Origin of the sequence: Nocardioides nematodiphilus (genome assembly GCF_020216525.1) — a bacterium.
GTDB classification, from domain to species: domain Bacteria; phylum Actinomycetota; class Actinomycetes; order Propionibacteriales; family Nocardioidaceae; genus Nocardioides; species Nocardioides nematodiphilus.
In genome coordinates this window covers 339,667-366,223 of sequence record NZ_JAIWOY010000003.1, presented here as the reverse complement: position 1 = coordinate 366,223, position 26,557 = coordinate 339,667, and the positions used below count along the sequence as shown (strand labels likewise).

Sequence of the window (26,557 nt, the reverse complement as noted above, 5' to 3'; positions counted from 1 at the left end):
GTAACACCGCGTTACAGGCGGGCATCGGTCAGCCGCGCAGCTCGGCGTTGGTGGCCAGGGCCGCGTCGCGCAGAGCGGCGGTGTCCGGGCCCTTGCGCAGCAGGCCGCGTGAGGACGACGGCAGCACCGGCAGGTCACCGAAGATGCGCTTGATGTCGGCGGCGGTGCCGCCCTGCTCGCCGAAGCCGGGAGCGAGGATCGGGCCGCCGAAGTCCAACGAGGCACCGGCGTCGCCGATGGTCGCTCCGACCACGGCGCCGAAGGAGCCGTACGGCGTCGCGCCCTCGTTGAGGGCCGCGAGGTGGGCGAACATCCGCTCGGCGACGCTCTCGCCGGTGTCGGTCGTCGAGCGCTGCACCTCCGGGCCCTCCGCGTTCGAGGTGAGCCCGAGGACGAACAGCCCCGCGTCGAACATGCTCGCCGAGGCGATGAACGGCGCCAACGAGCCGAAGCCCAGGTACGGGGACACCGTGATCGCGTCGGAGGCCAGCGGTGAGGCCGGGTCGAGGTAGGCGTCGGCGTAGGCCTGCGAGGTGGAGCCGATGTCGCCGCGCTTCACGTCGAGCAGCACCAGCGCACCGGCGGCGCGCGACTCGGCGATGACACGCTCGAGCACGGCGATGCCCTTCGAGCCGAAGCGCTCGTAGAACGCGCTCTGCGGCTTGATCACCGAGACGTGCGGGGCGAGGCCCTCGACCGCGGTGAGAGCGAAGCGCTCCAGCCCGGCGATGTCGTCGTCGAGGCCCCACTCGGCCAGCAGGCCCGCGTGCGGGTCGATGCCGGCGCACAGCGGTCCGCGGGCGCGTACGGCGGCGTCGAGCCGCTCTCCGAACGTGCTCATCGAGCAACCCCCTTGGTGATCCGGGCGGGCCACAGCGGGCCTTCGTAGATGAACGCGGTGTAGCCCTGCAACAGGTCCGCGCCGGCGTCGAGCCGCTCGATCGCGTCCTGCACCGTGCTGATGCCGCCGACCCCGATGAGCGTCATCTCGTCACCGACGCGGGCGCGCAGCATCCGCAGCACCTCGAGCGCCCGGGCCTTGACCGGTGCGCCGGAGATGCCGCCCGCGCCGATCTCCTCGAGCTCGTCGGGGTGGGCCCGCAGGCCCGCGCGCGAGATCGTGGTGTTGGTGGCGATGATGCCGTCGAGCCCGATCTCCTTCGCCATGTCGGCGACGGCCAGGACGTCCTCGTCGGCCAGGTCGGGGGCGATCTTGACCAGCAGCGGGACCCGCGCGGTGGTCACCTCGTCGGCCGTACGGCGGACGTGCTCGAGCAGCGGCTGGAGCCGCTCCACGGCCTGCAGGCTGCGCAGTCCCGGCGTGTTCGGGGAGCTGACGTTGACGACCAGGTAGTCGGCGTACGGGGCGAGCAGGCGGGTCGACGTGCCGTAGTCGGCCTCGACGGCGGCCTGGTCGTCCTCGGGGACGACCTTGGTCTTGCCGATGTTGATGCCGAGCACCGGGCCGAGCTCGCCCGAGCCGCGCTTGTCGAGCCGCGCCTTGAGCCGGGCGGCGACCACCTCGGCGCCGTCATTGTTGAAGCCCATCCGGTTGACGACCGCCCGGTCGTTGACCAGACGGAACAGCCGCGGCTGCGGATTGCCCGGCTGGGCCTCGCCCGTGACGGTGCCGATCTCGACATGGCCGAAGCCGAGGCCGCCGAGGGCGTCGATGCCGACGGCGTTCTTGTCGAAGCCCGCGGCCAGGCCCAGGGCGTTGGGGAACGTCAGCCCCAGCGCCTGGACCGGCTCACCGGGGAACGACCGACGGGCCAGCACCGGCCTCGCCGCCCGGATGGCGGCGAAGGCCTGGTGGTGGGCCTTCTCCGGATCGGACCTGACCAGGAACTGGTCGAAGAGGAACCGGTAGGCGCCCATCAGTTGGCTCCGCGGGTGATCGCCGCCCACTCCTGCAGCGAGCGCACGCCGATGTCGCCTTGGCGCAGCGCCGCGATGCCCTGGACCGCGGCAGCGGCACCCTGGACCGTGGTGATGCACGGCGTGCCGGACAGCACGGCGGCCGAGCGGATCTCGTACCCGTCGGCGCGGGCACCGGTGGCCGAGCCGTTGGGGGTGTTGACGATCAGGTCGATCTCGCCGTCGAGGATCATCCCGACGACCGTCTTCTCGCCGTCCGGGCCCACGCCTGCGGAGTGCTTGCGCACGATCGTCGACGGGATGCCGTTGCGGCGCAGCACGCCGGCGGTGCCCTCGGTGGCCAGGATCTCGAAGCCGTAGTCCGCGAGGACCCGTGCCGGGAAGATCATGGTGCGCTTGTCGCGGTTGGCGATCGAGACGAAGACCTTGCCCGCGGTCGGGAGCGGGCCGAACGAGCCGGCCTGCGCCTTGGCGAACGCCTTGCCGAAGTCGGCGTCGAAGCCCATCACCTCGCCGGTCGACTTCATCTCGGGGCCGAGGACGGTGTCGACGAACTGGCCCTCCTTGGTGCGGAACCGGTTGAACGGGAGGACGGCCTCCTTCACCGCGATCGGGGCGTCGGCCGGCAGCATGCCGCCGTCGCCTTCCTGCGGCAGGATGCCCGCGGCACGCAGGTCGGCGATCGACTCGCCGAGCATGACGCGCGAGGCGGCCTTGGCCAAGGAGGTGCCGGTCGCCTTGGACACGAACGGGACCGTACGGGAGGCACGCGGGTTGGCCTCGATGACGTACAGGACGTCAGCACCCAGCGCGAACTGGATGTTGATCAGGCCCTGCACGCCGACGCCCTTCGCGATGGCGGTGGTCGCGGCGCGGATCCGGTCGATCTCGGCGGCACCGAGGGTGATCGGAGGCAGCGCGCACGACGAGTCGCCGGAGTGGATGCCGGCCTCCTCGATGTGCTCCATGACGCCGCCGAGGAAGAGATCGGTGCCGTCGTAGAGGGCGTCGACGTCGATCTCGACCGCGTCGTCGATGAACCGGTCGATGAGGACCGGGCGGTCCTCGCTGATCAGCTCGGTGGCCGCCTCGAGGTAGGTCTCCAGCGAGTCGTCGGAGTACACGATCTGCATGCCGCGACCGCCGAGGACGTAGCTCGGGCGGACGAGGACGGGGTAGCCGATCTCGTGGGCGATCGCGCGGGCGTCCTCGAAGGAGACGGCGGTGCCGTGCTTCGGGGCGACCAGACCGGCCTCGGCGAGCACCTTGCCGAAGGCGCCGCGCTCCTCGGCCAGCTCGATGGCCGCGGGACTGGTGCCGACGATCGGGACGCCGGCGTCCTGCAGGCCCTGGGCGAGACCCAGCGGGGTCTGGCCGCCGAGGGTGGCGATGACGCCGGCGATCGGGCCGGCCGCCTTCTCCGCCTCGTAGATCTCCAGGACGTCCTCGAGGGTGAGCGGCTCGAAGTAGAGCCGGTCGGAGGTGTCGTAGTCGGTGGAGACCGTCTCGGGGTTGCAGTTGACCATGATCGTGTCGTAGCCGACCTTGGACAGCTCGAGCGAGGCGTGCACGCAGGAGTAGTCGAACTCGATGCCCTGACCGATGCGGTTCGGACCCGAGCCGAGGATGATCACGGCCGGACGCTCGCGCGGCGCGACCTCGGTCTCCTCGTCGTAGGAGGAGTAGTAGTACGGCGTCTTGGCGGCGAACTCGGCCGCACAGGTGTCGACGGTCTTGAACACCGGCCGGACGCCGAGCTGCGCGCGAGCGCTGCGAACGGCGGCCTCGTCCAGGCCGCGGATGTCGGCGATCTGGGCGTCGGAGAAGCCGTGCCGCTTGGCGAGCCGGAGCGTGGCGGCGTCGAGGTCGTCCGCGGAGCTGACCTGCTGGGCGACCTCGTGGATGAGGAACAGCTGGTCGACGTACCACGGGTCGATCTTGGTGGCGTCGAAGATCTGCTCCGGGGTGGCGCCGGCGCGGATCGCCTGCATCACCTTCTGGATGCGGCCGTCGTGCGGGACCTTGATCTGCTCGAGCAGCGACGCAGCCGGCTCCTCACCGTCGGCGTGACCGACCCACGTCTGCCCGAGGCTGAACGGTGCGTTCTTGTTCTCCAGGCTGCGCAGCGCCTTGTTCAGCGCCTCGGTGAAGTTGCGGCCGATCGCCATCGCCTCGCCGACCGACTTCATGTGGGTCGTCAAGGTGGCGTCGGCGGTCGGGAACTTCTCGAACGCGAACCGCGGCACCTTCACCACGACGTAGTCCAGCGTCGGCTCGAAGGAGGCGGCGGTCGAGCCCTGCGGGCCGGCGGTGATGTCGTTCTCGATCTCGTCGAGGGTGTATCCGATCGCCACCTTCGCGGCGATCTTCGCGATCGGGTAGCCGGTCGCCTTGGACGCCAGCGCCGAGGAGCGGGACACCCGCGGGTTCATCTCGATGACGATGACACGGCCGTCGGCCGGGTTCACGGCGTACTGGATGTTGCAGCCGCCGGTGTCGACGCCGACCTCGCGGATGATGCCGATGGCGAGGTCACGTAGGTGCTGGTACTCGCGGTCGGTGAGCGTCATCGCCGGGGCGACGGTGATCGAGTCACCCGTGTGCACGCCGACCGGGTCGAAGTTCTCGATGGAGCAGATGATGACGACGTTGTCGTTCTTGTCGCGCATCACCTCCAGCTCGTACTCCTTCCAACCGAGGATCGACTCCTCGATCAGGACCTCGGTGGTCGGGGAGGCGGACAGCCCGGCGCCGGCGATGCGGTGCAGGTCGGACTCGTCGTACGCGATGCCGGAGCCGAGGCCGCCCATGGTGAACGACGGGCGCACGACGACCGGGTAGCCGAGCTCGGCCGTGGCCTTCTCGACGTCGTCCATCGAGTGACAGATGAACGAGCGGGCGACCTCGCCACCGACCTTGCGGACGATGTCGTTGAACAGCTCGCGGTTCTCGCCGCGGTGGATGGCCTCGAAGGAGGCGCCGATCATCTCGACGCCGTACTTCTCCAGGACGCCGGACTCGTGCGCGGCGATGGCCGCGTTGAGCGCGGTCTGGCCGCCCAGGGTCGGCAGGATCGCGTCGGGGCGCTCCTTGGCGATGACCTTCTCGACGAACTCCGGGGTGATCGGCTCGACGTAGGTGGCGTCGGCGAACTCCGGGTCGGTCATGATCGTGGCCGGGTTGGAGTTGATCAGGATGACCCGCAGGCCCTCCTCCTTCAGGATCCGGCAGGCCTGGGTCCCGGAGTAGTCGAACTCGCAGGCCTGGCCGATCACGATCGGCCCGGAGCCGATGACCAGGACGCTCTTGATGTCTTCGCGCTTCGGCATCAGATGGTCCCCTCGAGCAGGTTCACGAAACGGTCGAAGAGGTACGCGGCATCGTGCGGGCCGGCCGCGGCCTCCGGGTGGTACTGGACGGAGAAGCCCTTGAGCTTCCTGCTCGCCGCATCGCGCAGCTCGAGACCCTCGACGCAGTCGTCGTTGAGGTTGACGTGGCTGACCGACGCGACGCCGTACGGGGTCTCGGTGTCCTTGTCGAGGGGCGCGTCGACGGCGAAGCCGTGGTTGTGCGCGGTGACCTCGACCTTGCCGGTGGTGCGGTCCTGGACCGGCTGGTTGATGCCGCGGTGGCCGTACTTCAGCTTGTAGGTGCCGAAGCCGAGCGCGCGACCGAAGAGCTGGTTGCCGAAGCAGATCCCGAAGTACGGGACGCCCTGGTCCAGCGCCTGCTGCAGGAGCTCCACCTGGGCGGTGGTGGCCGCCGGGTCGCCGGGGCCGTTGGAGTAGAAGAGGCCGTCGGGCTGGACGGCGAGCACCTCGTCGATGGCGCTGGTGGCGGGCAGGACGTGCACCTCGATGCCGCGCTCGGCCATCCGGTGCGGGGTCATCTCCTTGATCCCGAGGTCGAGCGCCGCGACCGTGAAGCGCTTCTCGCCGATGGCGGGCACGACGTACGCCTCGCTCGTGGTGACGTCCGAGGAGAGCTCGGAGCCGGCCATCTCGGCGGCGGCCTTGACCTTCTCGAGCAGCGCGTCGGCGTCGAGGGTGGTGGTGGAGATCCCCACGCGCATCGAGCCTCGCTCCCGCAGGTGGCGGGTCAGGGCGCGGGTGTCGATGCCGGCGATGCCGACGATGCCCTGCTCCTTGAGCTCGTCGTCCAGGCTGCGCTGCGAGCGCCAGTTGGACGGGATCCGGGCGGGCTCACGCACGACGTAGCCGGCGACCCAGATCCGGCGGGACTCGGGGTCCTCGTCGTTCACACCGGTGTTGCCGATGTGCGGGGCCGTCTGGACGACCACCTGGCGGTGGTAGGACGGGTCGGTCAGCGTCTCCTGGTAGCCGGTCATCCCGGTCGCGAAGACGGCCTCGCCGAAGGTCTCACCCTCGGCTCCGTAGGACTCACCATGGAAGGTGCGCCCGTCCTCCAGGACGAGCAATGCAGGGGTGGTGGCGGCACGCAAGTGCACCCGGGCCTCCTTCTCCGCCTCACGGGACGGCTCTTTAAAGGACTTTCGGTCGGGCCCGACCCTATCAGCCAGACATGCCTGTTCCGGCATCGCTCGCGCTCCACGCCCAGGGCTCGATCGCTCGGCACGGACGAGCGCGCTCGATGGTCTCGCTCACGTCCCCTACGTTGTGTCCATGAGCACCTATGTCGCACTGATCCGAGGCATCGGTCCGGGTGATCCGCGCAAGTCCAACGAGTCGCTGCGCGGTGTGCTGGAGGAGCTCGGGTACGAGGACGTGCGGTCCGTGATCTCGAGCGGGAACGTCGTCTTCTCCGCGCCCGACGGCTCGTCCTCCGAGGAGCTCGGCGACCGGATCGAGGCGGCCTGGCCGGAGCTGCGCGGCTTCACCGCCGCGACGATCGTGCGCTCCCGCGAGGAGCTGACGGAGCTCGTGGATCGGCTGCCGTTCGGCGATGCGCCGCACGGCAAGGAGTCGTACCAGCTGGTGACGTTCTTCAAGACCGCGCCGGACTCGCCGCCCGATCCGCCGGCGCAGCCTGGCGTCCAGGTGCTCGGGATGGTGGACGGCGTGCTGTGCACGGTGCACGACACCACCGTGACCGGCGGGCCCGAGGTGATGAAGTGGCTCGACAAGACGTATCGGAAGTCGACGACGTCGCGGACTCCCCTGACTCTCGGACGGATCCTCAAGAAGATGCAAGGGTGATCGGCGTGAACACACTGTTGAGCGCGGGGCTCGCCTTCACCGGGCTCGCCGCCCTGGTCCACGTCTACATCTTCTGGCTCGAGTCATTGGCCTGGACGGGCGCGGCGCGGAAGGTCTTCGGGACCTCCCTCGAGGAGGCCCAGGCGACCAAGGAGCTGGCCTACAACCAGGGCTTCTACAACCTGTTCCTGGCGATCCTCGTGGCGATCGGCACCGTGCTGATCGCTGCCGACGAGCGCGCCCCGGGCGCTGCCCTGGTACTGGCCGGCGCCGGCTCGATGGTCGCGGCGAGCCTGGTGCTCCTCCTGAGCAGCCCGGACAAGCGCGGTGCCGCGCTCAAGCAGGGTGTCATCCCGCTGGTCGGCGTCGTGCTGGTCGCCCTCGCCCTCTGACCGACATCGCCCCGCCGAAGCCCGGGGCAGATCACGGATGCTCGGCGAGGAACCTCTGGGTGTGCCGGCAGCGGGAGCCGGCGTACGGGCCGTCGAGGACCGCGGCGAAGACCGACTCGTCGGGATCGGCGGCCTCGAAGAGGGTCATCGAGGAGCGCAGCTTCTCCTCGTCGACGGGTCCGAGGAGCTCCTCGGGGGTGCCGTCGAAGTCCCGTGCGGCGCTCGCGCTCTGCCGCAGCCGCGGGCCGAGGACCGGGTGCCCGAGGTAGGCGCGGGCCTCGGCGAGCGAGCCGATCGCGTAACGCTGGGACGTCGGGGAGTATCCGAGCCCGGCGACCTGTGGGAAGACGAACCAGATCCAGTGGCTGCGCTTGCGTCCGGCGCGCAGCTCGGCCAGCGCCTGCTCGTAGACGCCCCCGGCCTGCGCCTGGACGAAGCGGTCGAGGTCGAAGTCGTCGCTCACCCCACCGAGGCTACGCGGAGCCTCTAGGACCCGAAGGTGCGCTGACCCCGCAGCCAGGTGCCGACGACCTGGCCGGTGACCGTCCGTCCGTGCCAGGGGTTGTTGCGGCTCAGCGAGAGCGAGGCGTCGCGGTCGACCACGTAGCTGGCCGACGGGTCGATGAGGGCCAGGTTGGCCGGCTCGCCCACCGCGATCGCGCGGCCGTGAGCGTCGAGGCCGGCGATGCGGGCCGGGTTGACCGACATGACCTCGGCGATCCGGGACCAGTCCATCCGCTCCCCCATGACCGTGGCGACCACCGAGAGCGCCGTCTCGAGACCGAGCATGCCGAAGGCGGCGTCGACGAAGGCGTGCTCCTTGTCGTGGCGCGCATGCGGGGCGTGGTCGGTGGCGACCGCGTCGATGGTGCCGTCGGCCAACGCCGTACGGAGCGCCTCGACGTCCTCCTGCGGACGCAGCGGCGGGTTGACCTTGAAGGTCGGGTCGTAGCCGCGCAGCAGGTCGGTGGTCAGCAGCAGGTGGTGCGGGGTCACCTCGGCGGTGACCTGCCAGTGCCCATCCTTCTCGGCCTGGGACTTGGCCCAGCGGACGACCTCGACCGAGCCGGCGGTGGAGACGTGCGCGACGTGCACGCGCGAGCCCGTGTGGCGGGCGAGCATCACGTCGCGGGCGACGATGACCTCCTCGGCGACCCCGGGCCAGCCGGGCAGGCCGAGCTCGCCGGAGATCGGGCCCTCGTGGCAGCAGGAGGCGTGCGGAGCCAGCGACGGGTCCTGCGAGTGCTGCGAGATGACGCCGCCGAAGGCCTTCACGTACTCGAGCGCGCGGCGCATCACGCGGGCGTCGCCCACGCACTTGCCGTCGTCGGAGAAGACCCGGACCTGGGCGCGCGAGCGGGCCATCAGGCCGAGCTCGGCGAGCTCGTGACCCTCGAGGCCCTTGGTGACGGCGCCGACCGGCTGCACGTCCACGAGGCCGGCGGCGCGGCCGAGGTCGTAGACCCGCTCCGCGGCCTCGGCGGTGTCGGTGACCGGGTTGGTGTTCGCCATCGCGAGCACGGATGTGTAGCCACCGGCGGCAGCGGCCGCCGAGCCCGTCCGGACGGTCTCGGCGTCCTCGCGGCCCGGCTCACGCAGATGCGTGTGGAGGTCCACCAGGCCGGGCAGCAGCACCAGGCCGTCGGCGTCGACCGTCGTGTCGGGGGTCTCGATGCCCTCGTCGCCGCTCGCTCGACCGACGAAGCGGATGACGCCGTCCTCGACGAGGACGTCGGCGGTGGTGGTCCCCAGGAGCGAGGCTCCCTTGATCAGCAGGCTCGTCACTGGACGGCCTCCTCTCCGGCAAGCAGGTGGTAGAGCACGGCCATGCGCACGGCGACGCCGGCGCTGACCTGGTCGAGGATCAGGCTGTCGGCGGCGTCGGCGGCGTCCGGCGAGATCTCCAGGCCCCTGTTCATCGGGCCCGGATGCAGGATCGGGGTGCCGGGCTGGAGCATCGCGAGGCGGCCGCGGGTCAGGCCGTAGCCGACGGTGTACTCGCGGGCGGTCGGGAAGTACCCACCGCTCATCCGCTCCTTCTGCACGCGCAGCATCATCACCGCGTCGACCGGACCGTTGTCGCCGGCCAGCACTCCGTCCAGGTCGTACGAGGTGGCGAAGCCGGCCTCCGCGGACCACGGGCCCACGCCGCTGGGCATCAGGGTCGGCGGGGCGACCACCGTCACCCGCGCGCCGAGCTTGGCCAGCGACTTGATGTTGGAGCGGAAGACCCGTGAGTGGGTAAGGTCGCCGATGATCGCGACGTGCTTGCCCTCGAGCGAGCCGAGGTGCCGGACGAGGGTGTACGCGTCGAGGAGTGCCTGGGTCGGGTGCTCGTGCGTCCCGTCGCCGGCGTTGATGACCGGGATGTCGAGCCACTGCGCGACCTGGTGCGCCGCACCGGAGGCCGAGTGGCGCATGACCAGGCCGTCGATCCCCATGGCGGTGACCGTCAGCACGGTGTCGCGCAACGACTCGCCCTTGGAGGTCGAGGAGCCCTTGGCGGACAGGTTGATCACGTCGGCGGAGAGCCACTTGCCGGCGATCTCGAAGGACGAGCGCGTGCGGGTCGAGTCCTCGAAGAACAGGTTGATGACCGTACGGCCGCGCAGCGCCGGCAGCTTCTTGACCTCACGACGCTGCACGTCGTGCATCTCGGCCGCGGTCTCGAAGAGCGCCGCGATGTCGTCGGCGGTGACGTCGTCGATGGAGAGCAGGTGCTTCTTCACTCGGTGCCTCCGGTGATGGTGACCGCATCGGCGCCGTCGGTCTCGGCCAGGCGCACGCGGACCTTCTCGCTGCGGGCGGTCGGCAGGTTCTTGCCGACGTGGTCGGCGCGGATCGGCAGCTCGCGGTGGCCGCGGTCGACCAGGACCGCGAGGCGTACGGCCGAGGGCCGGCCCAGGTCGGAGAGCGCGTCGAGCGCGGCGCGGATGGTGCGGCCGCTGTAGAGCACGTCGTCGACGAGCACCACGATGCGGCCGTCGATGCCGCCGGCGGGCAGATCGGTCTTGTGCGGGGCGCGGGTCGGGTGACTGCGCAGGTCGTCGCGGTACATCGTCACGTCGAGGCTGCCGGTCGGGACGGGCGTGCCCTCGACCTCCGCGATCCCGGCGGCGATCCGCTTGGCCAGGGGCACACCACGGGTGTGCAGGCCGAGGAGGACGAGGTCCTCGGCACCCTTGTTGCGCTCCAGGATCTCGTGGGAGATGCGGGTCAGCGCGCGGGCGATGTCGGCGTCGTCGAGGACGATACGGCCTGCGTCCAGGGGCTCTGCGGTCGGATCGGGCATGGCCCGGACCTCCTTCTCCGCCTCACGGGACGGCTCTTAAAGGAACGTCGGAACTGCGCGGCCACCCTACCCGGCCGAGACGTCGAGGAGCACCTTGCCGACGGCGGCGGCCTCGACCGCGTCGTGCGCGGCGGCGGCCTGGTCGAGCGGAAGGTGGGTGAGCGGCAGCCCGTGCGGCTCCCCCACGCCGAGCGCGCCCGCGGCCACGGCGGCGGTGATGTCCTCGACGGCTGCGGCGAGGAGGTCCGATGCGACGCCGTAGAGCAGCACGAACTGGTAGCGGAGGTTGAGCGAGAAGGTCGCGCGCAACGGGAGGGTGAGGTCGTCGCCGCCGTTGTTGGCGTAGATCGCGATGGTCCCGCCGTTGCGGATCACCGCCCGGTCGAGGTCGTTGTTGACCGCCGGGGCGACCTCGACGATCAGGTCGACGCCCTCGGGCGCGATCGCACGGATCGCGGCCTCGGTGGGGTCGGTCCGGTAGTCGACCACGTGCTGGGCACCCGCGGCCGTGGCCAGGGCGGCCTTCTCCGGGCTGCTGACAGTCGTGATGACGGTGGCGCCGGACCAGCGGGCGAGCTGGATGGCGGCGTTGCCGACCGCTCCCGCGCCGCCCTGGACGAGCACCGTGCGACCGGCGAGGGTGCCCGGCGCGAGCCGCGTGACGTCGCCGCTGGTCAGCGCGCGGTGTGCCGTCACCGCCGGCACGCCGAGGGCGGCACCCAGGTCGAAGGACGCCGCCTCAGGGAGCGGTACGGCCTTGTGCACCGGCACGACCGCGTACTCGGCCGCGGTGCCGTAGGCCTGGCCGTGCTGGACCATGTGCAGCCACACCCGGTCACCGACGGCCACGCCGCGCACCCCTTCGCCGACGGCGTCGACGACGCCCGCACCGTCCTGACCGGGCGTGATCTCCTCGTAGGGCAAAGCCGCGTACGTGCCGCCGGCGCGCTGCTTCCAGTCCGTCGGGTTGACGCCCGCTCGCACGATCCGCACGCGGACCTCACCCGGACCGGGCTCGGGCAGGTCGCGCTCGACGAGGCGCAGGACGGAGGACGGGCCGGGCTCGGAGTAGACGATCGCGCGCATGCCACGCACGTTACCGAGAACCCCGGCAGGGCCTATCTTGGAGCCCATGGTCGAGAGCACCGCGTGGCTGGCCGACTTCGTGGCCGCCGCGGCGGCGCCCGAGGCGGTCGATTCGTGGGCCGAGCGGATCGGCGCCGCCGTGCTCGCCGCCACGCCGGAGGTTGCGAGCGACCCCGATCTCGCCGTCCTGCTCGCCGCGACCGTGCGCGAGCAGTGGCAGGCGTTCCTGGCCGAGCTGACCGACCCGACCAGCGCGCCCCGCCTGGTGCCGAGCGCCGAGCAGGTCGCCCTGGAGGTCGCCCGGCGCCACCTCGACCTCACGGTGCTCCTCACCGCCTACCGGGCGGCGCAGGGCGAGACGTGGGCGTATGCCACCGAGGTGGTCGCGCTCGCACCGCCCGAGGTGGACGGAGGTGCGCTGCTGGTGGAGCTGTGGAGTCGCGCGGGCCGCTGGCTCGACGAGGTCACCAGTGCCTCGATCGTGGTGCACCAGGCGGAGCGCCGCCGGGTCGAGCACAGCGGCGCCGCCCACCGCTACGACGTCGTCCGCGCCGTCCTCGACGGCGAGGAGCCAGAGCTGCGGGAGCTGACCATCGCACTGGGTGGCTATCCGATCGAGGGCACCCATCGCGCGCTGGTCCTGCGGGCGCTCGCGCCCGGCGGCACCCGCCTGCTGGAGCCGACCGCATCGGCCCTGTGCGCCGCGGTGCGCGGGCGCACGTTGACCGTCGAGCCGGGCGGACGCGAGCTGTGGCTGTGGTTGCCCGATCTCCCCGGGCAGCTCGCGGAGCTGCTCCCGGAGAAGGGTGTCCTGGTCGCGAGCGGCAACCCCGCGACCGGCCCGGACGGGTTCCGGATCAGCCACCAGGAAGCGCGTCAGGCACTCGATCTGGGACTCGCCCAGCAGCAGGGCCGGACCTGGATCCCGTACGCCGATGTCGCCCTGCTGACCTTCCTGGCCCGCGACCACGCGGCCGCTCGGCGCTTCGCGACGAGCACGCTCGGCGCCCTCGCCCGCGACGACCCGGGGCGCGACAAGATCCGCGAGACCGTGCGCCAGGTGCTGCTCAGCGCGAGCGTCGACGCCGCCGCCCGGACGTTCGGGATCCACAAGAACACTGTGCGCTACCGGCTCGGCCAGGCCGAGACGCTGCTCGGCCATCCGATCAGCGAGCGCCGTACCGACATCGCGGTCGCGCTGGACTACCTGGCGGCGTTCCCGCTCACGCCGGAATCGGAGCCGGCGCGGGACTGATCTGCTCGAGTGCCCGCTCCCACGACCCCGGCTCCCCCACGACGCGGCGCAGCGCGGCGACCTGACGCGGCCGGTCGAGCCCGAAGACCCCCAGGAGCCGGTCCGCCTCGCCCGCGACCGCGAGCAGCGAGCCGTCCTCGTCGCGCGCGATCAGCGCCGGCGTGGCGAGCCCGTGGAACCGACCGACGAGCTGCAGCCGGTGTCCGTACCACTGCGACCAGGCGAAGGGCCGCGGGCTCCAGGCCTCATCGGCGCCCGCGGCGTTCATCCCGGCGGCGCGGCCCTGCTCGGTCGCGGTCAGCACGTGACCACAGCCGTGGCCGGCCACCCGGGCGACATCGCCCGCCGCGAGCACGTGGGGCAACGAGGTCCGCAGCCGGTCGTCGCAGCGGACCGCGCCGTCGGCGTCCAGTGCGATCCCCGAGGCGGTCAGCCACCCGGTGTCGGGTGCGACCCCGAGGGCAGCGACCACGACGTCCGCGGCGACGAGCTCGCCGTCGGCCAGCTCGACACCGGTCACCCGGCCGGCCGCCCGGCGCGCCCCGATGACCCGCGCCCCCACCCGTACGGACGTGCCATGGGCCGCGTGCAGGGCCAGCAGGCGCTGGGCGACGTCCTCACCCACCAGCCCGCACAGCGGCAGCGGTGCCTGCTCGAGCAGCGTCACCGCCCCACCGCGCGAGCGGACCGCCGAGGCGACCTCCGCGCCGATGAAGCCGGCCCCGACGACCGCGACCCGCCGCGCGCCGGCGAGGGCCGCCCCCAGACCTCGTGCGTCGTCGTAGGTCCTCAGCGTCAGCGCCTCGGGGATGGCAGGCAGCGTGCGCGGCCGCGCTCCGGTGGCGATCACCAGGGCGTCGTAGCCGACCTCGCCGGCGTCCGTGACGAGCACCCGGCGCACCGGATCGAGCCCGCGCGCACGCATCCCCGTGTGCAGCGTGACCTGGTCGAGGACGCCGAGCTGCGCCGGCTCCGCGGCACCGGTGAGGACCTCCTTGGACAGCGGCGGGCGCTGGTACGGCGCCCGCTCCTCGGCACCCACGACCACGACCTCGTCATACGCACCTGCGTCGCGTGCCGCCGTCGCGGCGGCGACCCCGGCATGCGAGGCGCCGACCACGACCAGCCTTCGAACCATGACTCAGTCCTGGAGGCGCAGAGCCGAGACCGGGCACGCGGCCACCGCGGCGCGGGCCAGTGTCACGTCGTCGGGCTCGAACTGGAGCACCTCGACCAGACCGTCGTCGCCGACGACGAACATCTCGTGGGCGGTCGTCTCGCACATGCCGATGCCTTCGCAGACGGCGTGGTCAGCGACGATCCGACTCATCGCACGACCTCCGTCAGGGGAACGAAGTCGACCTTCTCGCGCACGCCGCAATCGGGGCAGCACCAGTCGTCGGGGATGTCCTTCCAGGCCGTACCTGCGGCAAACCCCTCGAGCTCGTTGCCGGCGTCGACCTCGTAGGTGTAGCCACACCCCGGGCAGCGGGCCGCGCGGACGCCGTCGTCGAAGACGTGTCGACCGAGGTCCTCCTGCGGCGCGGCTGCGGCGGTCGCCACCGGGACCGGATAGCGCTGGAGCAACCGGTCCAGCTTGCCCGGCTGCACGTTGGCCAGCCGGATGTCGCCGTCGAAGTGGGCCACGACCCGCGGGTCCATCACCTTCCGCCACGCCGGGGGCACGAGCGCCAGCAGGATCATGCCCGCGTAGCCGGTGGGCAGGACCGGGCTCTCCTTGAAGTCACGCAGCGTCTGGTAGCGGCGCGTCGGGTTCGCGTGGTGATCGCTGTGACGCTGCAGGTGGTACAGGAGCACGTTGGTGGCGATGTTGTTGGAGTTCCAGCTGTGCGAGGGCGCGACGCGCTCGTACCGCTCCTTGCCGGGCTGGCCCACCTTCTGGCGGCGCATGCCGTAGTGCTCGAGGTAGTTGACGACCTCCAGCAGCGAGAAGCCGAAGATGCCCTGGATGAGGAGGTACGGCGCGATGCCGATCCCGAGCCAGGCGATCATCGCGCCGTACAGCACCACCGACATCAGCCACGCGTTCAGCACGTCGTTGCCGATCCGGAACGGGTGCTGACCCTTGCGGGCGTAGCGCTTCCGCTCGAGGTTCCACGCGCTCTTGAGCGAGCCGAGGACGGTGCGCGGCCAGAACCGGTAGAAGCTCTCACCCAGCCGGGAGCTGGCCGGGTCCTCAGGAGTGGCGACCCGGACGTGGTGACCGCGGTTGTGCTCGAGGTAGAAGTGGCCGTAGAAGCTCTGCGCCAGCGCGATCTTGGACAGCCAGCGCTCGTGGCTCTCCTTCTTGTGCCCCAGCTCGTGCGCGGTGTTGATGCCGATGCCACCGACCACGCCGAGGGTGACGGACAGACCGACCTTGTCCAGGGTCGACAGGTCACCGTGGGCGATCGCGTGGAAGGAGACCACGAATCCGACGTACTGCACCGGCAGGAACAGGAACGTGATCCAGCGGTAGTAGCGGTCGTTCTCCAGTGCCTCGATCACGTCGTCGGGTGGGTTGGACCCGTCGAGCCCCGCGATGAGGTCGATCGCCGGGACGACGAGGAACAGGACGATCGGGCCGATCCAGACGAGGAAGTCGAGCCCCAGGTAGGCGCGCCCGGCGAGGGCGATCAGGACGAGGGAGGGCACCACGAGGCCGATCAGCCACAGGTAGCGCTTCTTGTCCCGCCATTGCTCGGTGCTGCCGGCCGGGACCGTGCCGGAGGCGTTCAGAGTGCTCATGAGACGAGTGTCACAGGACCCCAGCACAGCGGTCACTGGTCCGGACATCCAAAACAGACGGCCGCTTTGTGCATAAGCACAAAGCGGCCGTCGGGTGCTCAGGTGAGCGGGCTCCGCGGAGCGGGTCAGACCAGGTCGGCCTTCGCACGCTGGATGGAGCCCAGCACGCCGTTGACGTACGCCGGCGACTCGTCGGTGGAGAGCTCGCGGACGAGCTCCACCGCCTCGCTCAGCGCGACGTGCTCGGGGACGTCCTCGGCGAAGAGGAGCTCCCAGGCGCCCAGGCGCAGGACGTTGCGGTCCACGGCCGGCATCCGGTCGAGGGTCCAGCCCTGCGCGTACTGGCCGAGGATCTCGTCGATCCGCTCCCGCTGGGCGATGACGCCCTGGACGAGGGTGGCGGTGTAGGGGTTGTTGAGCTCCCCCGCACCCTTCTGCTCGACGAGGAGGTCGAGCGCCTCGGTGCCCTGCGCCTCGGCGGCGAAGAGGATGTCGAGGGCCCGCTTACGAGCCTTGCTACGAGCCGACAACGTCAGCCCTTGACGCGGCTGAGGTAGGAGCCACCCTCGCGGGTGTCGACCTTGATCTTCTCGCCGTTCTCGATGAAGAGCGGCACCTGGATCTCGGCGCCGGTCTCCAGCGTGGCCGGCTTGGTGCGGCCGGTGGCCGAGTCGCCCATGACGCCCGGCTCGGTGTAGGTGATGGTGAGCTCGACCGAGGCCGGGAGCTCGACGAAGAGGACGCGGCCCTCGTTCGTGGCGATGTTGACGTCCATGTTCTCGAGCAGGAAGTCGGTGGTGTCACCCATGATCTCCGGGGAGACCTCGATCTGCTCGAACGTGCCCGTGTCCATGAACACGTAGTTCATGCCGTCGTTGTACAGGTACTGGTAGCTGCGGCGGTCGACCGTGGCGGTCTCGACCTTGGTGCCGGCGTTGAAGGTCTTGTCGACGTTCTTGCCCGACTCGACGTTCTTCAGCTTGGTCCGCACGAAGGCGGGGCCCTTGCCCGGCTTCACGTGCTGGAACTCGACGACAGCCCAGAGCTGGCCGTCGATGTTGAGAACCATGCCGTTCTTCAGGTCGTTCGTGGTTGCCATGTGCTTGCGCGCCAGCCTTCGTCGTCAGTTGTCAAGAGGTCGTACGGCGCCCGAGCGCCAGCGGCCGATCCTATCCCTGCGCGCGTACGGGGCGGAAACCCGCAGCCATGTCGCCTTCCAGGCCTCCCGCGACATGTGCAGGCAGGAGACACCCACCCCACTATGCCGCCGGCTCGCGTCTCTCGGGGGATGATGATGCGAGCCGGCTTCTTCTCGAGGTACCCGATGAACGACAAGCACGACAACCCGCTGCGACTGCAGCCGCCGATCCGACGCTCCGACCCCGCGCTCGGTGAGCGCCTGGCGCTGCTCGCCCAGGCCTCGACGCCCACGACCGTACGCCGGCGCGCGTGGCGGGCGCCGCTGGCCGGACTGGCCATCGTGGTCGGCACCGGCGGCCTCGCGTACGGCACCCAGGCGGTCGTGCACAGCCACCACGTCCCGTCCGTGGTCGTGCCCGGCTCGGACCTCAGCCTCGCCCCGCTGCCGTCCTCGGCGGACGACGCGACCGACGAGACGGCACCCGCCTCGAGCCCCGGCGTGCCCGACCGCTCGCAGGCCGCGATCACCGGGGGCGACCACACCGGGCGCGGCCGCAGCGCGGAGGCGCTGACCAGCGCTCCCGGGCAGGTCGTCCGCAGCGAGGGACACGGCGCGAGCACGCCCGCCGACCAGGGCCGCAGCGACCAGGCGCACGGCAAGCCGAGCTCACCCGGGGAGCCGAGCACGGCGGCGCCCGGACGCGGGAAGCACACCAAGGGCACCAGGCCGACCACCGCTGCGAGCCCGGTCCACCCGAGCGGACGTCCGTCCACGCGGCCGTCCAACGGCCCGTCCCTGCCCACGACCGCGCAGGGGGCTGGGTGAGCGGTCCCGCCCCCGTACCCGTTCCTCCGCCTCCGCCCGATCCGCACTCCTCGTGGGTCGAGCGGGCCCGCGAGGGCGATCCAGCCGCCTGGCGCGCGTTGTACGACGCGCACGCCGGGCGGCTCGTGCTGTGGTTGCGGCAGTCGCCGACCGGTGACCCCGCGGCCGACGCCGACGACCTGGCGATGGAGGCCTGGACGGTGGCCGCCTCCAAGATCGCGGACTTCCACGGGGACGACGACGCGTTCGCCGGCTGGCTCTTCGGGATCGCCCGCAACCACGTGATGAACATCCGCCGCCGCTCGGCCCGGCGTGCGACCTACGCGACCGCGGACCTGCCCGAGACGACGCTGCCCATGGAGACCGTCACCGGCCCCGCCGAGACCGCGGAGGCGATCCGGCACGCGCTCGCCGCGCTCCCCCGGCGCGAGGGCGAGGCGATCGCCTGCATCGACGTGGTCGATCTCGACGTGGAGACCACCGCGCGCATCCTGGGGATCAGTCGCCCGGCCGTACGGGTGGCGCGCCAGCGCGGCCTCAAGCGGCTGCGCGCCTCCGGCTGGGCGCTGTGAGCGCCGAGGCGCCCGAGCTCCGGAGCCGGCCGAGCGCGGGTGCCGGGCGCGAAGCGGCTACGCGACGATGACGCGCTCGGTCGCCCGGAGGGCCCGCGGGCGCCGGGAGCTGACCGCGGCGTAGGCCTCGGCGAGGATCTCGACCGCGCGCTCCAGCTCGTGCCCGGGCCGGCTCCACGGGATGCGGACGAAGTGGTCGAGCCCGCCCTCGAGGGCGAACACCGGACCGGGCGCGACCACGACGCCGCGACGCTCGGCCTCGATGACCAGGTCGGTGGCCAGGGGTGCCGGCAGCCGGCACCAGAGGCACAGCCCGCCGGCCGGCACCCGGACGTCCCAGTCGGGCAGGTGCTCGCGCACCGCCGTCACCAGCGCCGCGCGCTGCTCGCGCAGACGCTCACGGTGGACCCCGACGACCGGCTCCGCGTCGTCGAGGAGATGAGCGAAGGCGAGCTGCTCGACCACGGGCGCGCCGAGGTCGAGCCGGATCCTGGCCTGGGTGAGCGCCTGCATCACCGCCGCGCCGTCCTTCTCCGGGACGCGGATCCAGCCGATGCGCAGGCCGCCCCAGAAGCTCTTCGAGGCGCTGCCGAGCGTGATCGTCTCCGGCGCGAAGGTGGCGAACGGCGGCGGCATCCCAGGGCCGTCCTCGCCGGTGCGCCGGTCGAGCAGCAGGCTCTGGTGTGCCTCGTCCACGATCGGGCGGGTGCCGACGTTGCGCAGCATGACCGCGACACGCTCGCGATCGGCGGCGCTCATGATCCGGCCGGTCGGATTCTGCAGATCCGGGATGAGCATCGCGTGCGTGGGGCGGGAGCGGGCGAGCAGCGCCGGCAGCCCGTCGAGCTCCCAGCCGTCGGGCGAGACGGGCAGGCCGACCAGCCGCGCGCCGGCGTTGCGCAGCGCGTCGATCCCGTTGGGATAGGACGGCGTCTCGACCAGCACCCGGTCGCCCCGGGCGATGAGCGCCTGGGAGACGATCGCGGAGGCGGCCAGCGCACCGGCGGTGATCATGATCTGCTCGGGCCGGGTGGGCAGCCCGCGGGCTTCGTACGCGCGGGCGATCGCCTCCTGCAGGCGCGGCAGACCGGCCGGGAAGTAGCCGTGACCGCCCAGGTAGGCGGGCAGCTCGGCGACCGCCTCGGCGTACGCCGCGGCGATGCCGGGCGGCGCGGAGGTGGCCGCGCAGTTGAGGTCGATGACCTGGTCGGGGCGCCCGCTCGGCATCAGGGCGTGGTCGAGCGCGCGGCGCCGATCGCCGGGCAGCCGGGTGAAGGTGCCGGCGCCCTGGCGGGCCTCCGCGAATCCGCTCTCGACCAGGGCGGCGTACGCCCGGGTGACGGTGGTCCGGGAGACCTCCAGGGCGACGCTGAGGTCGCGCTCGCTGGGCAGCCGGGTGCCGAGCCCGATCCGGCCGTCGCCGACGAGGAGGGTGAGCTGCTCGGCGAGACCGGAGTAGGCCGGCGTCCGGGAGAAACCGGTGACCAGCTCGGCGAGCCGGGCGGGGCTGATCGCGCCAGTGGCATGGGACATGCAGTCCACTCTGCCACGATTGGCTATTTCGCAACAGTCCAATCGGGTTTCAGAATGGATCCATGACCACGCTCCTCGCCGACCTCGGCCCGATCGCGCAGCTCCGCGCCGGCCGACTCCCCCGGCGGCTCACCCAGCTCCTCGTCGGCCTGTTCCTCTACGGCGCCTCGCTGGCTGTGATGGTGCGCGGTGGTCTCGGCCTGGCGCCGTGGGACGTGCTCCACTCCGGCCTGATCCGGTTCCTCCCCCTCGACCTCGGCCAGATGGTCATCGCGACCAGCTTCGTGGTGCTGCTGCTGTGGATCCCGCTGCGCGAGAAGCCGGGCATCGGCACCATCGCCAACGCGCTCCTGATCGGCACCAGCGCCGACCTGGTGATGGCAGGTGTGCCGACCCAGCACCACTTCGTGGTCCGGGTGATCTTCACCCTCGCCGGCATCGTGCTGTGCGCGCTGGCCACCGCGATGTACATCGGCGCGCAGTTCGGCCGTGGCCCGCGTGACGGGCTGATGACCGGCCTGGTCCGGCGTACGGGCGCCTCGATCCGCCTCGTCCGCACCGGCCTGGAGATCGCCGTCGTCGTCCTCGGCCTGCTGCTCGGCGGCGGGCTCGGCTTCGGCACCATCGGCTTCGCCCTCCTGATCGGCCCGCTCACCCAGCGGATGCTGCCGTTCTGGGTGGTCACCCTGCCCGAGCGTCCGGTCGCCCCGGTGCTGGCCGAGGCGCCGGCGGCCGCCTGATGAGCACCGGGTCGAGTGCCGGGCTGAGCGCCGAGCGTCTGACCGCGGCGCGTGCCTTCGTGGGGCAGCACGTGCCACCGACGCCCGCCTACCGCTGGCCCCTGCTCGAGTCCCTCACCGGCGTCGAGACCTGGGTCAAGCACGAGAACCACACCCCGATCGGAGCTTTCAAGGTCCGCGGCGGGCTGTGGTTCGTGGAGCAGCTGCTGCGCGGCGAGCGTCCCGCGGGACTGATCTCGGCCAGTCGCGGCAACCACGCCCAGAGCCTCGCGTACGCCGGACGTGCCTTCGGCCTTCCCGTCACGATCGTGGTGCCGGAGGGCAACTCGCCGGACAAGAACGCCGCCACCGCCGCCCTCGGCGCCGACGTCGTCGTGCACGGTCGTGACTTCCAGGAGGCGGTCGAGGAGTCCCGGCGGCTCGCGGAGGCGAACGGCCTGCTCGCGGTGCCGTCGTACCACCCGTGGCTGGTGGAGGGGGTCGCGACCTACGCCGCCGAGCTGCACGAGCAGGTGCCGGACCTCGACGCGATCTACGTGCCGATCGGGATGGGCAGTGGCGCGTGCGCCAACATCGCGGTCCGCGACCTGCTCGGCGCCTCGACCGAGATCATCGGCGTGGTGGCGGAGCGGGCCCCCGCATACGCGCTGTCGTACGACGCCGGCGTGCCGGTGCCGACCGAGACCGCGGACACCTTCGTCGACGGGGTCGCGTGCCGTACGCCCGATCCGACCGCCGTCGAGATCATCGCCGGCGGGGCCGCACGCATCCTGCGCGTCTCCGAGGAGGCCGCCGCCACCGCGATGGCCTCCGTCTACCGGACGACCCACAACCTCGCCGAGCCGGCCGGGGCGCTCGCCGTCGCCGGCCTGCTCGCGGACCGCGACCTCCCGGCGGGCAGTCGGGTCGCGGTCGTCCTCACCGGGGGCAACGCCGACTTCGACGTACTGTCGAAGGTGCTCGGCGCCTGAGCAGACACGATCCGCACCCGCTCACTGGGACGTGCCGGGTGCGGATCGTGTCAGTCCGTCACGAGCCGGCGATGGCCTCGAGCGCCTGGCGGTAGCCGTCGATGCCCTCGCCCTCGATCACCTTCATCGCGTGCGGCGTCACCACGGAGGTGTGCCGGAAGGCCTCGGGGCGCTTGGAGGGGGCGCTGATGTGCACCTCGACGAGCGGCGCGGTGAGCTGGGCGCAGGCGTCGAAGAGGGCGTACGAGTAGTGCGTCCACGCCGCGGCGTTGAGCACGACCGGGGTCTGCTCGTCGGCGGCGGTGTTGAGCCAGTCGAGCAGGTCGCCCTCGTGGTTGGTCTGTCGGACCTCGACCTCGAGGCCCAGGCCGCGACCCCAGCCGACGCAGAGGTCGATCAGCTCGGCGAACGTGGTCGAGCCGTAGATCTCCGGCTGCCGCTTCCCGAGCCGGCCGAGGTTGGGGCCGTTGAGGACCAGCACGCGCATGCTCACACCGCCGCGGGGGCCAGCGCGTCGAAGGCGTCGCGCAGGATCTGCTCGTCGGGTCCGGCGAGGATCGCCGGCTTCGCCAGACCGTGCAGGACGAGGAAGCGCAGCAGCGAGCCGCGAGCCTTCTTGTCGACCCGCATCGCGCCGATCAGCTCGTCGAAGGTGGCGGAGTAGTCGCCCCACGGGTACGTGGTCGGCAGCCCGGCCGTGGCGAACGCGGTGCGGTGGCGCGCCAGCAGGTCGGCGTCGATCAGGCCGGATCGGGCGGCGATCTCGGCGACGTAGATGCAGCCGATCGCGACGGCCTCGCCGTGGCGCATCTGGTAGCCGGAGTTCTTCTCGATCGCGTGGCCCAGGGTGTGGCCGTAGTTCAGCGCCTCACGACCCGGGTGGCCGGCCCCGAGCGTTGCCGCGCCGCCCGTCTCCTTGAGGTCCGCCGCGACGATCTCGGCCTTGACCCGGACGGCGCGCTCGACCAGCTCGGCGAGCTGCGGCGAGTCCGCCGTGATCGGACCGGACGCGGCCTCGACGATCGCGAGGATCTCGGGGTCGGCGATGAAGCCGCACTTGACGACCTCGCCCATGCCCGCGGTCAGCTCGTCGGCCGGCAGCGTGGCCAGCAGGGAGAGGTCGCACAGCACCCCGGCGGGCTCGTGGAAGGCGCCGACGAGGTTCTTGCCGGCGCCGGTGTTGATGCCGGTCTTGCCGCCCACAGCGGCGTCGACCATGGCGAGCAGCGTGGTCGGCACGTGCACGACCTTGACGCCGCGCAGCCACGAGGCCGCGACGAAGCCGCCGAGGTCGGTGGTGGCGCCGCCACCGAAGGTGACGACGGCGTCGGAGCGGGTGAAGCCCTTCTCCCCGAGCGCCTCCCAGCACTCGTTGGCGACCGCGGCGGTCTTGGCCTCCTCGCCGTCGGGCAGACCGAGGGCGAGCACCTCGTAGTGCTCGACCAGCACGTCGATGACCGGCTCGGCCAGGTTGCCGAGCTCGCCGGCGTACAGCAGCGCGACGCGCTGGACGCCCTCGCCGAGCATGATCGGGAGGTGGTCGGCGAGGTCATGGCCGATCACGACGTCGTACGAGGTGCCCACGGGGATCGTCGTGGTGGGCGTTGCGGCGTTCAAGACTGGTCCTCCAGGCGGGTGGCGATCTCGGCGGCGATCTCGATCGGCGCGCGGCCGTCGGTGTCGACCACGAGCGCGGCCACCGACTCGTAGACGGGGGTGCGCTCGTCGAGCAGCTTCTTGATCCGGCTGCGGACGTCGCCCAGCAGGAGCGGGCGCCCGTGGCCGAGCCCGACGCGCTTGGAGGCGTCGGCGAGCCCGACGCGCAGGAAGACCACCGGGCGGCCGGAGAGCGCCTCCTGGGTGGCCGGGTCGAGCACCGCGCCGCCCCCGAGCGACAGCACGCCGTCGTGCTCGGTCAGCGCGGTCGTGACGGCCGCGCGCTCGAGCAGGCGGAAGGCGGTCTCACCGTCGTCGACGAAGATCTCCTGCACGCTCTTGCCCGCCGCCGCCTCGACGTCGTGGTCGGTGTCGCGCACCCCGACGCCCCACCGCTCGGCGAGGAGCCGACCGACGGTGGTCTTGCCGGCGCCCATGGGGCCGACGAGGATCGCGCGCGGACCGGCCATCAGCTGTAGCGGAGGTTGGCGCGGTAGGCGTCGACGTTGCGCTTGGTCTCGCCGACCGAGTCGCCGCCGAACTTCTCCAGCACCGCGTCGGCCAGCACCAGCGCGACCATCGCCTCGGCGACGATCCCGGCGGCCGGGACGGCGCAGACGTCCGAGCGCTGGTGGTGCGCGACGGCCTCCCCGCCGGTGGCGACGTCGATGGTGCGCAGCGCCCGCGGCACGGTCGCGATCGGCTTCATCGCGGCACGCACCCGCAGCACCTCTCCGGTGGTCATGCCGCCCTCGGTGCCGCCGGAGCGGCCCGACGTACGCCTGATCCTGCCGCTGCCCTCGTCCACGATGATCTCGTCGTGGGCGAGGCTGCCCGGGGTGGCGGCCAGCTCGAAGCCGTCGCCGACCTCGACGCCCTTGATCGCCTGGATGCCCATCAGCGCACCGGCCAGGCGCGCGTCGAGGCGGCGGTCCCAGTGCACGTGCGAGCCGAGGCCCGGCGGGAGGTCGTAGACCACGACCTCGACGACGCCGCCGAGGGTGTCGCCGTCCTTGTGGGCCTGGTCGATGCGGGCGACCATCGCGGCCGAGGAGTCGGCGTCGAAGCAGCGGACCTGGTCCTCGTCGAGCTTCACGACGTCGTCGGGGGTCGGCAGGTCGGTGCCGGTCGTACGGATGCCGCCGAGCTCGATGACGTGGCTGACGATCCGGGCGCCGGTGGCCTGCTCGAGGAACGCGGTGGCGACCGCGCCCAGGGCGACACGGGCGGCGGTCTCGCGGGCCGAGGCGCGCTCGAGGATCGGGCGGGCATCGTCGAAGTCGTACTTCTGCATGCCGGCCAGGTCGGCGTGGCCGGGGCGCGGGCGGGTCAGCGGGGCGTTGCGGGCCTGCTTGGCCAGCACCTCCTCGTCGACCGGGTCGGCCGACATCACGGTCTCCCACTTGGGCCACTCGCTGTTGCCGACCTGGATGGCGACCGGGCCGCCCTGGGTCTCGCCGTGGCGGACACCGCCCACCATGGTGATCTCGTCGCGCTCGAACTTCATCCGAGCTCCGCGGCCGTAGCCGAGGCGGCGACGCGCAAGGGCGTCGCCGATCTGCTCGGAGGTGATCTCGACGTGAGCAGGGAGACCCTCGAGGATCGCGACCAGGGAAGGGCCGTGGGACTCGCCCGCGGTGAGCCAGCGCAACATGGGTGTCATTCTCCCATGCCACTCAGGGCAGGAGGACCACGGATCCGCTGGTCAGGACACCGAGCAGGGCGCCGGCGATCATGAAGGGCCCGAACGGGTACGCCTTCTTCAGGGTGGCGCGGTCCCGGCGCACGATCGCCAGGGTGATGCCGAAGACGCCGAAGAGCACCAGACCGCCGTAGAGGCCGATGATCCACTCGCTCCAGCCGAGCCGGCCCAGGACGAGACCGAGCAGGGCGGCGAGGCGGACGTCGCCGAAGCCCATCCCGGCACTGCGGATGAACCACAGGATCCAGAAGAACGACCGCGCGACCAGCATCGCGATCAGGGTGCGGACCAGCACGTGGGTGTCGCGCTGGACGAGCCACTCGAGGCCGGCGAGCAGGATGAGGATCCCGGTCGCCGGGAGGACGACCACCCGCGGCAGCAGCCGGGTGCGCCAGTCGACGACGGCGAGCAGGACCAGGACCGGCGTGAGCAGCGCCAGCGCCCAGGTGGCCGGGTGGTTGCCGAGCCGGACGCCGATCGCGGCGGCGACGACCACGCTGGCGGCGGTGGCCCACCAGGCCAGCCGGGGTCGGGCGGCCAGGTCCGCGTACAGCTCCTTCGGGCCCTCGGCCCGCAGCATCGCCTGGAGCCTGGTGTCCTGCTCGGGGTCCTCCGGGAGGTCCTCGGGAGGTGGCTCCGGGAGCGCGCGGATCCCCGCGGGTACACCCAGGGCGAGCAGGCCGATCAGGCCGCAGAGCGCACCGACCAGCCCTGCGCTCATGCGGTGGCGTCGACCTCGGCCGGCTCGGGCTGCGCGATGCCCAGCGCGATCTCGCCGGCCGTGCGCATCGCGGCGAGCGGTGCGGGCTGGGAGGTGAACAGCTCGAACTGGAGCACCGCCTGGTGGACCAGCAGGTCGAGACCGCTGACCACCGTGCCGCCGACGCCGGCGACCGACTGCATCAGGGGCGTGGGCCACGGGTCGTAGACGACCTCGAAGAGCATCGGGACCTGGCACCAGGCCGCGACCAGCGGCGGGATCTGGGCGATGGCGGGGATCGTGGAGACGAGGGCGTCGACGTCGGGACGCGCCTCGAACGGCGCGACCAGCACCTCGGGACGGCTCGGGTGAGCGGCGATCACCGCCCGCGACTCCTCCGCCCGGGCGGCGTCGCGGGCCAGCAGGGTGATGCTGCGGGCGCCGAGCTCGGCCAGGGCGAGCCCGGTCGAGCCGGCGGTGGCGCCCGCGCCGAGGATCGCGGCCGTCCGGATCGACCTGTCGTACCGCTCCTGGACCGCGGCGACCGCGCCCGGATAGTCGGTGTTGTCACCGGCCCAGCCGTACGTGGTCCGCACCAGGGTGTTGATCCCGCCGGCGAGCTCGGCGCGACGCGAGCGCGACCCGATCAGCGCGAGCGCCTCGCGCTTGAGCGGCATCGTCAGCGACAGGCCGCGCCAGGACTCGTCGAGCGTGCCGAGGAACCACGACAGGTCGCCGGAGCGGACCTGGCGCGGCTCGTACGTCCAGGTGGTGAGCCCGAGAGCCTCGTAGCCCGCGCGGTGGAGCACCGGTGACAGCGAGTGCTCGATCGGGTCGCCGAGGACGGCACAGTGGAACGGGACAGGCATCAGGACCTCACTGGCAGGAC

At 71.9% G+C, this 26,557-nt stretch carries 28 protein-coding genes; 7 read left to right on the top strand and 21 right to left on the bottom strand.

The window, feature by feature from the left end; all coding sequences use genetic code 11:
- Positions 1-28: 28 nt before the first annotated feature.
- Genes pyrF through carA form a run of 4 tightly spaced genes read right to left on the bottom strand, consistent with a single transcriptional unit; the run spans position 29 to position 6,346 of the window.
- On the bottom strand, positions 29-841 hold the full coding sequence (gene pyrF, locus KSO98_RS07805; RefSeq protein WP_225284568.1) for an orotidine-5'-phosphate decarboxylase: 813 nt from the start codon (positions 839-841) through the stop codon (positions 29-31).
- The gene (locus KSO98_RS07800) at positions 838-1,878 is read right to left on the bottom strand and encodes a quinone-dependent dihydroorotate dehydrogenase (protein WP_225284567.1); all 1,041 of its coding nucleotides are present in this window, start codon (positions 1,876-1,878) and stop codon (positions 838-840) included. The genes pyrF and KSO98_RS07800 overlap by 4 nt, the downstream gene beginning before the upstream one ends.
- Positions 1,878-5,207, bottom strand: a complete 3,330-nt coding sequence (gene carB, locus KSO98_RS07795; protein WP_225284566.1) for a carbamoyl-phosphate synthase large subunit — start codon at positions 5,205-5,207, stop codon at positions 1,878-1,880. Before carB ends, KSO98_RS07800 begins: the two co-directional genes overlap by 1 nt.
- Positions 5,207-6,346 carry a glutamine-hydrolyzing carbamoyl-phosphate synthase small subunit gene (gene carA, locus KSO98_RS07790; protein ID WP_225284565.1) on the bottom strand — a complete coding sequence of 380 codons (1,140 nt, stop codon included), beginning with the start codon at positions 6,344-6,346 and terminating at the stop codon, positions 5,207-5,209. Before carA ends, carB begins: the two co-directional genes overlap by 1 nt.
- A gap of 175 nt (positions 6,347-6,521) precedes the next feature.
- Between carA and KSO98_RS07785 the strand changes: the two genes are divergently transcribed.
- Both KSO98_RS07785 and KSO98_RS07780 read left to right on the top strand, forming a co-directional pair.
- Positions 6,522-7,055, top strand: a complete 534-nt coding sequence (locus KSO98_RS07785) for a DUF1697 domain-containing protein (protein ID WP_225284564.1) — start codon at positions 6,522-6,524, stop codon at positions 7,053-7,055.
- Positions 7,056-7,060: 5 nt separating this feature from the next.
- Positions 7,061-7,447, top strand: coding sequence for a DUF1304 domain-containing protein (locus KSO98_RS07780; protein WP_225284563.1), 387 nt, complete (start codon positions 7,061-7,063; stop codon positions 7,445-7,447).
- Between the two features lie 31 nt (positions 7,448-7,478).
- Here KSO98_RS07780 and KSO98_RS07775 read toward each other — a convergent pair whose 3' ends face one another.
- The 5 genes from KSO98_RS07775 to KSO98_RS07755 form a co-directional block, all read right to left on the bottom strand.
- Positions 7,479-7,910, bottom strand: coding sequence for a DUF1810 domain-containing protein (locus tag KSO98_RS07775; RefSeq protein ID WP_225284561.1), 432 nt, complete (start codon positions 7,908-7,910; stop codon positions 7,479-7,481).
- Between the two features lie 23 nt (positions 7,911-7,933).
- Positions 7,934-9,232, bottom strand: coding sequence for a dihydroorotase (locus KSO98_RS07770; RefSeq protein ID WP_225284560.1), 1,299 nt, complete (start codon positions 9,230-9,232; stop codon positions 7,934-7,936).
- The gene (locus KSO98_RS07765) at positions 9,229-10,176 is read right to left on the bottom strand and encodes an aspartate carbamoyltransferase catalytic subunit (protein ID WP_225284559.1); all 948 of its coding nucleotides are present in this window, start codon (positions 10,174-10,176) and stop codon (positions 9,229-9,231) included. The genes KSO98_RS07770 and KSO98_RS07765 overlap by 4 nt, the downstream gene beginning before the upstream one ends.
- A complete protein-coding gene (pyrR, locus tag KSO98_RS07760; protein ID WP_308012738.1) occupies positions 10,173-10,739 on the bottom strand; it encodes a bifunctional pyr operon transcriptional regulator/uracil phosphoribosyltransferase PyrR in 567 nt (188 codons plus the stop codon). Before pyrR ends, KSO98_RS07765 begins: the two co-directional genes overlap by 4 nt.
- A gap of 66 nt (positions 10,740-10,805) precedes the next feature.
- Positions 10,806-11,825, bottom strand: a complete 1,020-nt coding sequence (locus KSO98_RS07755; RefSeq protein WP_225284558.1) for an NADPH:quinone reductase — start codon at positions 11,823-11,825, stop codon at positions 10,806-10,808.
- Positions 11,826-11,871: 46 nt separating this feature from the next.
- Here KSO98_RS07755 and KSO98_RS07750 point away from each other — a divergent pair, with 46 nt between their 5' ends.
- Entirely contained in the window at positions 11,872-13,080 is a 1,209-nt protein-coding gene (locus KSO98_RS07750; protein ID WP_225284556.1) for a PucR family transcriptional regulator, read from the top strand.
- On the opposite strand, the gene KSO98_RS07745 is transcribed toward KSO98_RS07750, so the two are convergent.
- The 5 genes from KSO98_RS07745 to efp form a co-directional block, all read right to left on the bottom strand.
- Complete coding sequence (locus tag KSO98_RS07745) at positions 13,049-14,218, bottom strand: NAD(P)/FAD-dependent oxidoreductase (protein WP_225284555.1); 1,170 nt, start codon at positions 14,216-14,218, stop codon at positions 13,049-13,051. The genes KSO98_RS07750 and KSO98_RS07745 overlap by 32 nt on opposite strands.
- A gap of 3 nt (positions 14,219-14,221) precedes the next feature.
- Positions 14,222-14,410 (bottom strand): ferredoxin, encoded by a 189-nt coding sequence (locus tag KSO98_RS07740; RefSeq protein ID WP_225284554.1) that lies wholly within the window; start codon positions 14,408-14,410, stop codon positions 14,222-14,224.
- Positions 14,407-15,828 carry a fatty acid desaturase gene (locus KSO98_RS07730; RefSeq protein ID WP_372457772.1) on the bottom strand — a complete coding sequence of 474 codons (1,422 nt, stop codon included), beginning with the start codon at positions 15,826-15,828 and terminating at the stop codon, positions 14,407-14,409. The genes KSO98_RS07740 and KSO98_RS07730 overlap by 4 nt, the downstream gene beginning before the upstream one ends.
- 125 nt (positions 15,829-15,953) lie before the next feature.
- Positions 15,954-16,358 (bottom strand): transcription antitermination factor NusB, encoded by a 405-nt coding sequence (gene nusB / locus KSO98_RS07725; RefSeq protein ID WP_225284553.1) that lies wholly within the window; start codon positions 16,356-16,358, stop codon positions 15,954-15,956.
- A gap of 2 nt (positions 16,359-16,360) precedes the next feature.
- Positions 16,361-16,927, bottom strand: coding sequence for an elongation factor P (gene efp, locus KSO98_RS07720; RefSeq protein ID WP_225284552.1), 567 nt, complete (start codon positions 16,925-16,927; stop codon positions 16,361-16,363).
- Positions 16,928-17,152: 225 nt separating this feature from the next.
- Between efp and KSO98_RS07715 the strand changes: the two genes are divergently transcribed.
- Together KSO98_RS07715 and KSO98_RS07710 are read left to right on the top strand one after the other, a co-directional pair.
- The gene (locus KSO98_RS07715) at positions 17,153-17,794 is read left to right on the top strand and encodes a hypothetical protein (protein ID WP_225284551.1); all 642 of its coding nucleotides are present in this window, start codon (positions 17,153-17,155) and stop codon (positions 17,792-17,794) included.
- Complete coding sequence (locus KSO98_RS07710) at positions 17,791-18,366, top strand: RNA polymerase sigma factor (RefSeq protein ID WP_225284550.1); 576 nt, start codon at positions 17,791-17,793, stop codon at positions 18,364-18,366. Before KSO98_RS07715 ends, KSO98_RS07710 begins: the two co-directional genes overlap by 4 nt.
- 57 nt (positions 18,367-18,423) lie before the next feature.
- On the opposite strand, the gene yczR is transcribed toward KSO98_RS07710, so the two are convergent.
- A complete protein-coding gene (yczR, locus tag KSO98_RS07705; RefSeq protein WP_225284549.1) occupies positions 18,424-19,899 on the bottom strand; it encodes a MocR-like transcription factor YczR in 1,476 nt (491 codons plus the stop codon).
- Between the two features lie 62 nt (positions 19,900-19,961).
- Between yczR and yczE the strand changes: the two genes are divergently transcribed.
- Both yczE and KSO98_RS07695 read left to right on the top strand, forming a co-directional pair.
- The gene (gene yczE, locus KSO98_RS07700) at positions 19,962-20,639 is read left to right on the top strand and encodes a membrane protein YczE (protein WP_225284548.1); all 678 of its coding nucleotides are present in this window, start codon (positions 19,962-19,964) and stop codon (positions 20,637-20,639) included.
- On the top strand, positions 20,639-21,610 hold the full coding sequence (locus KSO98_RS07695; RefSeq protein WP_225284547.1) for a threonine dehydratase: 972 nt from the start codon (positions 20,639-20,641) through the stop codon (positions 21,608-21,610). The genes yczE and KSO98_RS07695 overlap by 1 nt, the downstream gene beginning before the upstream one ends.
- Before the next feature lie 58 nt (positions 21,611-21,668).
- Here the strand turns inward: KSO98_RS07695 and KSO98_RS07690 are convergent, their stop codons facing one another.
- From KSO98_RS07690 to KSO98_RS07665, 6 genes are read right to left on the bottom strand one after another with little or no spacing between them, the layout of a single operon-like run.
- Positions 21,669-22,103 carry a type II 3-dehydroquinate dehydratase gene (locus tag KSO98_RS07690; RefSeq protein WP_225284546.1) on the bottom strand — a complete coding sequence of 145 codons (435 nt, stop codon included), beginning with the start codon at positions 22,101-22,103 and terminating at the stop codon, positions 21,669-21,671.
- Positions 22,100-23,227, bottom strand: a complete 1,128-nt coding sequence (gene aroB, locus KSO98_RS07685; protein WP_225284544.1) for a 3-dehydroquinate synthase — start codon at positions 23,225-23,227, stop codon at positions 22,100-22,102. The genes KSO98_RS07690 and aroB overlap by 4 nt, the downstream gene beginning before the upstream one ends.
- Complete coding sequence (locus tag KSO98_RS07680) at positions 23,224-23,736, bottom strand: shikimate kinase (RefSeq protein WP_225284543.1); 513 nt, start codon at positions 23,734-23,736, stop codon at positions 23,224-23,226. Before KSO98_RS07680 ends, aroB begins: the two co-directional genes overlap by 4 nt.
- Entirely contained in the window at positions 23,736-24,920 is a 1,185-nt protein-coding gene (aroC, locus tag KSO98_RS07675) for a chorismate synthase (protein WP_225284542.1), read from the bottom strand. The genes KSO98_RS07680 and aroC overlap by 1 nt, the downstream gene beginning before the upstream one ends.
- Before the next feature lie 22 nt (positions 24,921-24,942).
- On the bottom strand, positions 24,943-25,689 hold the full coding sequence (locus tag KSO98_RS07670; protein WP_225284541.1) for a prepilin peptidase: 747 nt from the start codon (positions 25,687-25,689) through the stop codon (positions 24,943-24,945).
- A complete protein-coding gene (locus tag KSO98_RS07665; RefSeq protein ID WP_225284540.1) occupies positions 25,686-26,537 on the bottom strand; it encodes a shikimate dehydrogenase in 852 nt (283 codons plus the stop codon). The genes KSO98_RS07670 and KSO98_RS07665 overlap by 4 nt, the downstream gene beginning before the upstream one ends.
- Between the last annotated feature and the right edge of the window lie 20 nt (positions 26,538-26,557).

Bases quoted from the DNA above. Each gene is read 5' to 3' on its own strand.
- aroC (WP_225284542.1), bottom strand. From the start codon at position 24,920: ATGTTGCGCTGGCTCACCGCGGGCGAGTCCCACGGCCCTTCCCTGGTC.
- KSO98_RS07745 (WP_225284555.1), bottom strand. From the start codon at position 14,218: ATGGTTCGAAGGCTGGTCGTGGTCGGCGCCTCGCATGCCGGGGTCGCC.
- KSO98_RS07740 (WP_225284554.1), bottom strand. From the start codon at position 14,410: ATGAGTCGGATCGTCGCTGACCACGCCGTCTGCGAAGGCATCGGCATG.
- KSO98_RS07785 (WP_225284564.1), top strand. From the start codon at position 6,522: ATGAGCACCTATGTCGCACTGATCCGAGGCATCGGTCCGGGTGATCCG.
- KSO98_RS07665 (WP_225284540.1), bottom strand. From the start codon at position 26,537: ATGCCTGTCCCGTTCCACTGTGCCGTCCTCGGCGACCCGATCGAGCAC.
- KSO98_RS07800 (WP_225284567.1), bottom strand. From the start codon at position 1,878: ATGGGCGCCTACCGGTTCCTCTTCGACCAGTTCCTGGTCAGGTCCGAT.
- carB (WP_225284566.1), bottom strand. From the start codon at position 5,207: ATGCCGAAGCGCGAAGACATCAAGAGCGTCCTGGTCATCGGCTCCGGG.
- KSO98_RS07670 (WP_225284541.1), bottom strand. From the start codon at position 25,689: ATGAGCGCAGGGCTGGTCGGTGCGCTCTGCGGCCTGATCGGCCTGCTC.
- pyrR (WP_308012738.1), bottom strand. From the start codon at position 10,739: ATGCCCGATCCGACCGCAGAGCCCCTGGACGCAGGCCGTATCGTCCTC.
- efp (WP_225284552.1), bottom strand. From the start codon at position 16,927: ATGGCAACCACGAACGACCTGAAGAACGGCATGGTTCTCAACATCGAC.
- pyrF (WP_225284568.1), bottom strand. From the start codon at position 841: ATGAGCACGTTCGGAGAGCGGCTCGACGCCGCCGTACGCGCCCGCGGA.
- KSO98_RS07680 (WP_225284543.1), bottom strand. From the start codon at position 23,736: ATGGCCGGTCCGCGCGCGATCCTCGTCGGCCCCATGGGCGCCGGCAAG.
- KSO98_RS07750 (WP_225284556.1), top strand. From the start codon at position 11,872: ATGGTCGAGAGCACCGCGTGGCTGGCCGACTTCGTGGCCGCCGCGGCG.
- yczR (WP_225284549.1), bottom strand. From the start codon at position 19,899: ATGTCCCATGCCACTGGCGCGATCAGCCCCGCCCGGCTCGCCGAGCTG.
- KSO98_RS07755 (WP_225284558.1), bottom strand. From the start codon at position 11,825: ATGCGCGCGATCGTCTACTCCGAGCCCGGCCCGTCCTCCGTCCTGCGC.
- KSO98_RS07730 (WP_372457772.1), bottom strand. From the start codon at position 15,828: ATGAGCACTCTGAACGCCTCCGGCACGGTCCCGGCCGGCAGCACCGAG.
- KSO98_RS07695 (WP_225284547.1), top strand. From the start codon at position 20,639: ATGAGCACCGGGTCGAGTGCCGGGCTGAGCGCCGAGCGTCTGACCGCG.
- yczE (WP_225284548.1), top strand. From the start codon at position 19,962: ATGACCACGCTCCTCGCCGACCTCGGCCCGATCGCGCAGCTCCGCGCC.
- KSO98_RS07715 (WP_225284551.1), top strand. From the start codon at position 17,153: ATGAACGACAAGCACGACAACCCGCTGCGACTGCAGCCGCCGATCCGA.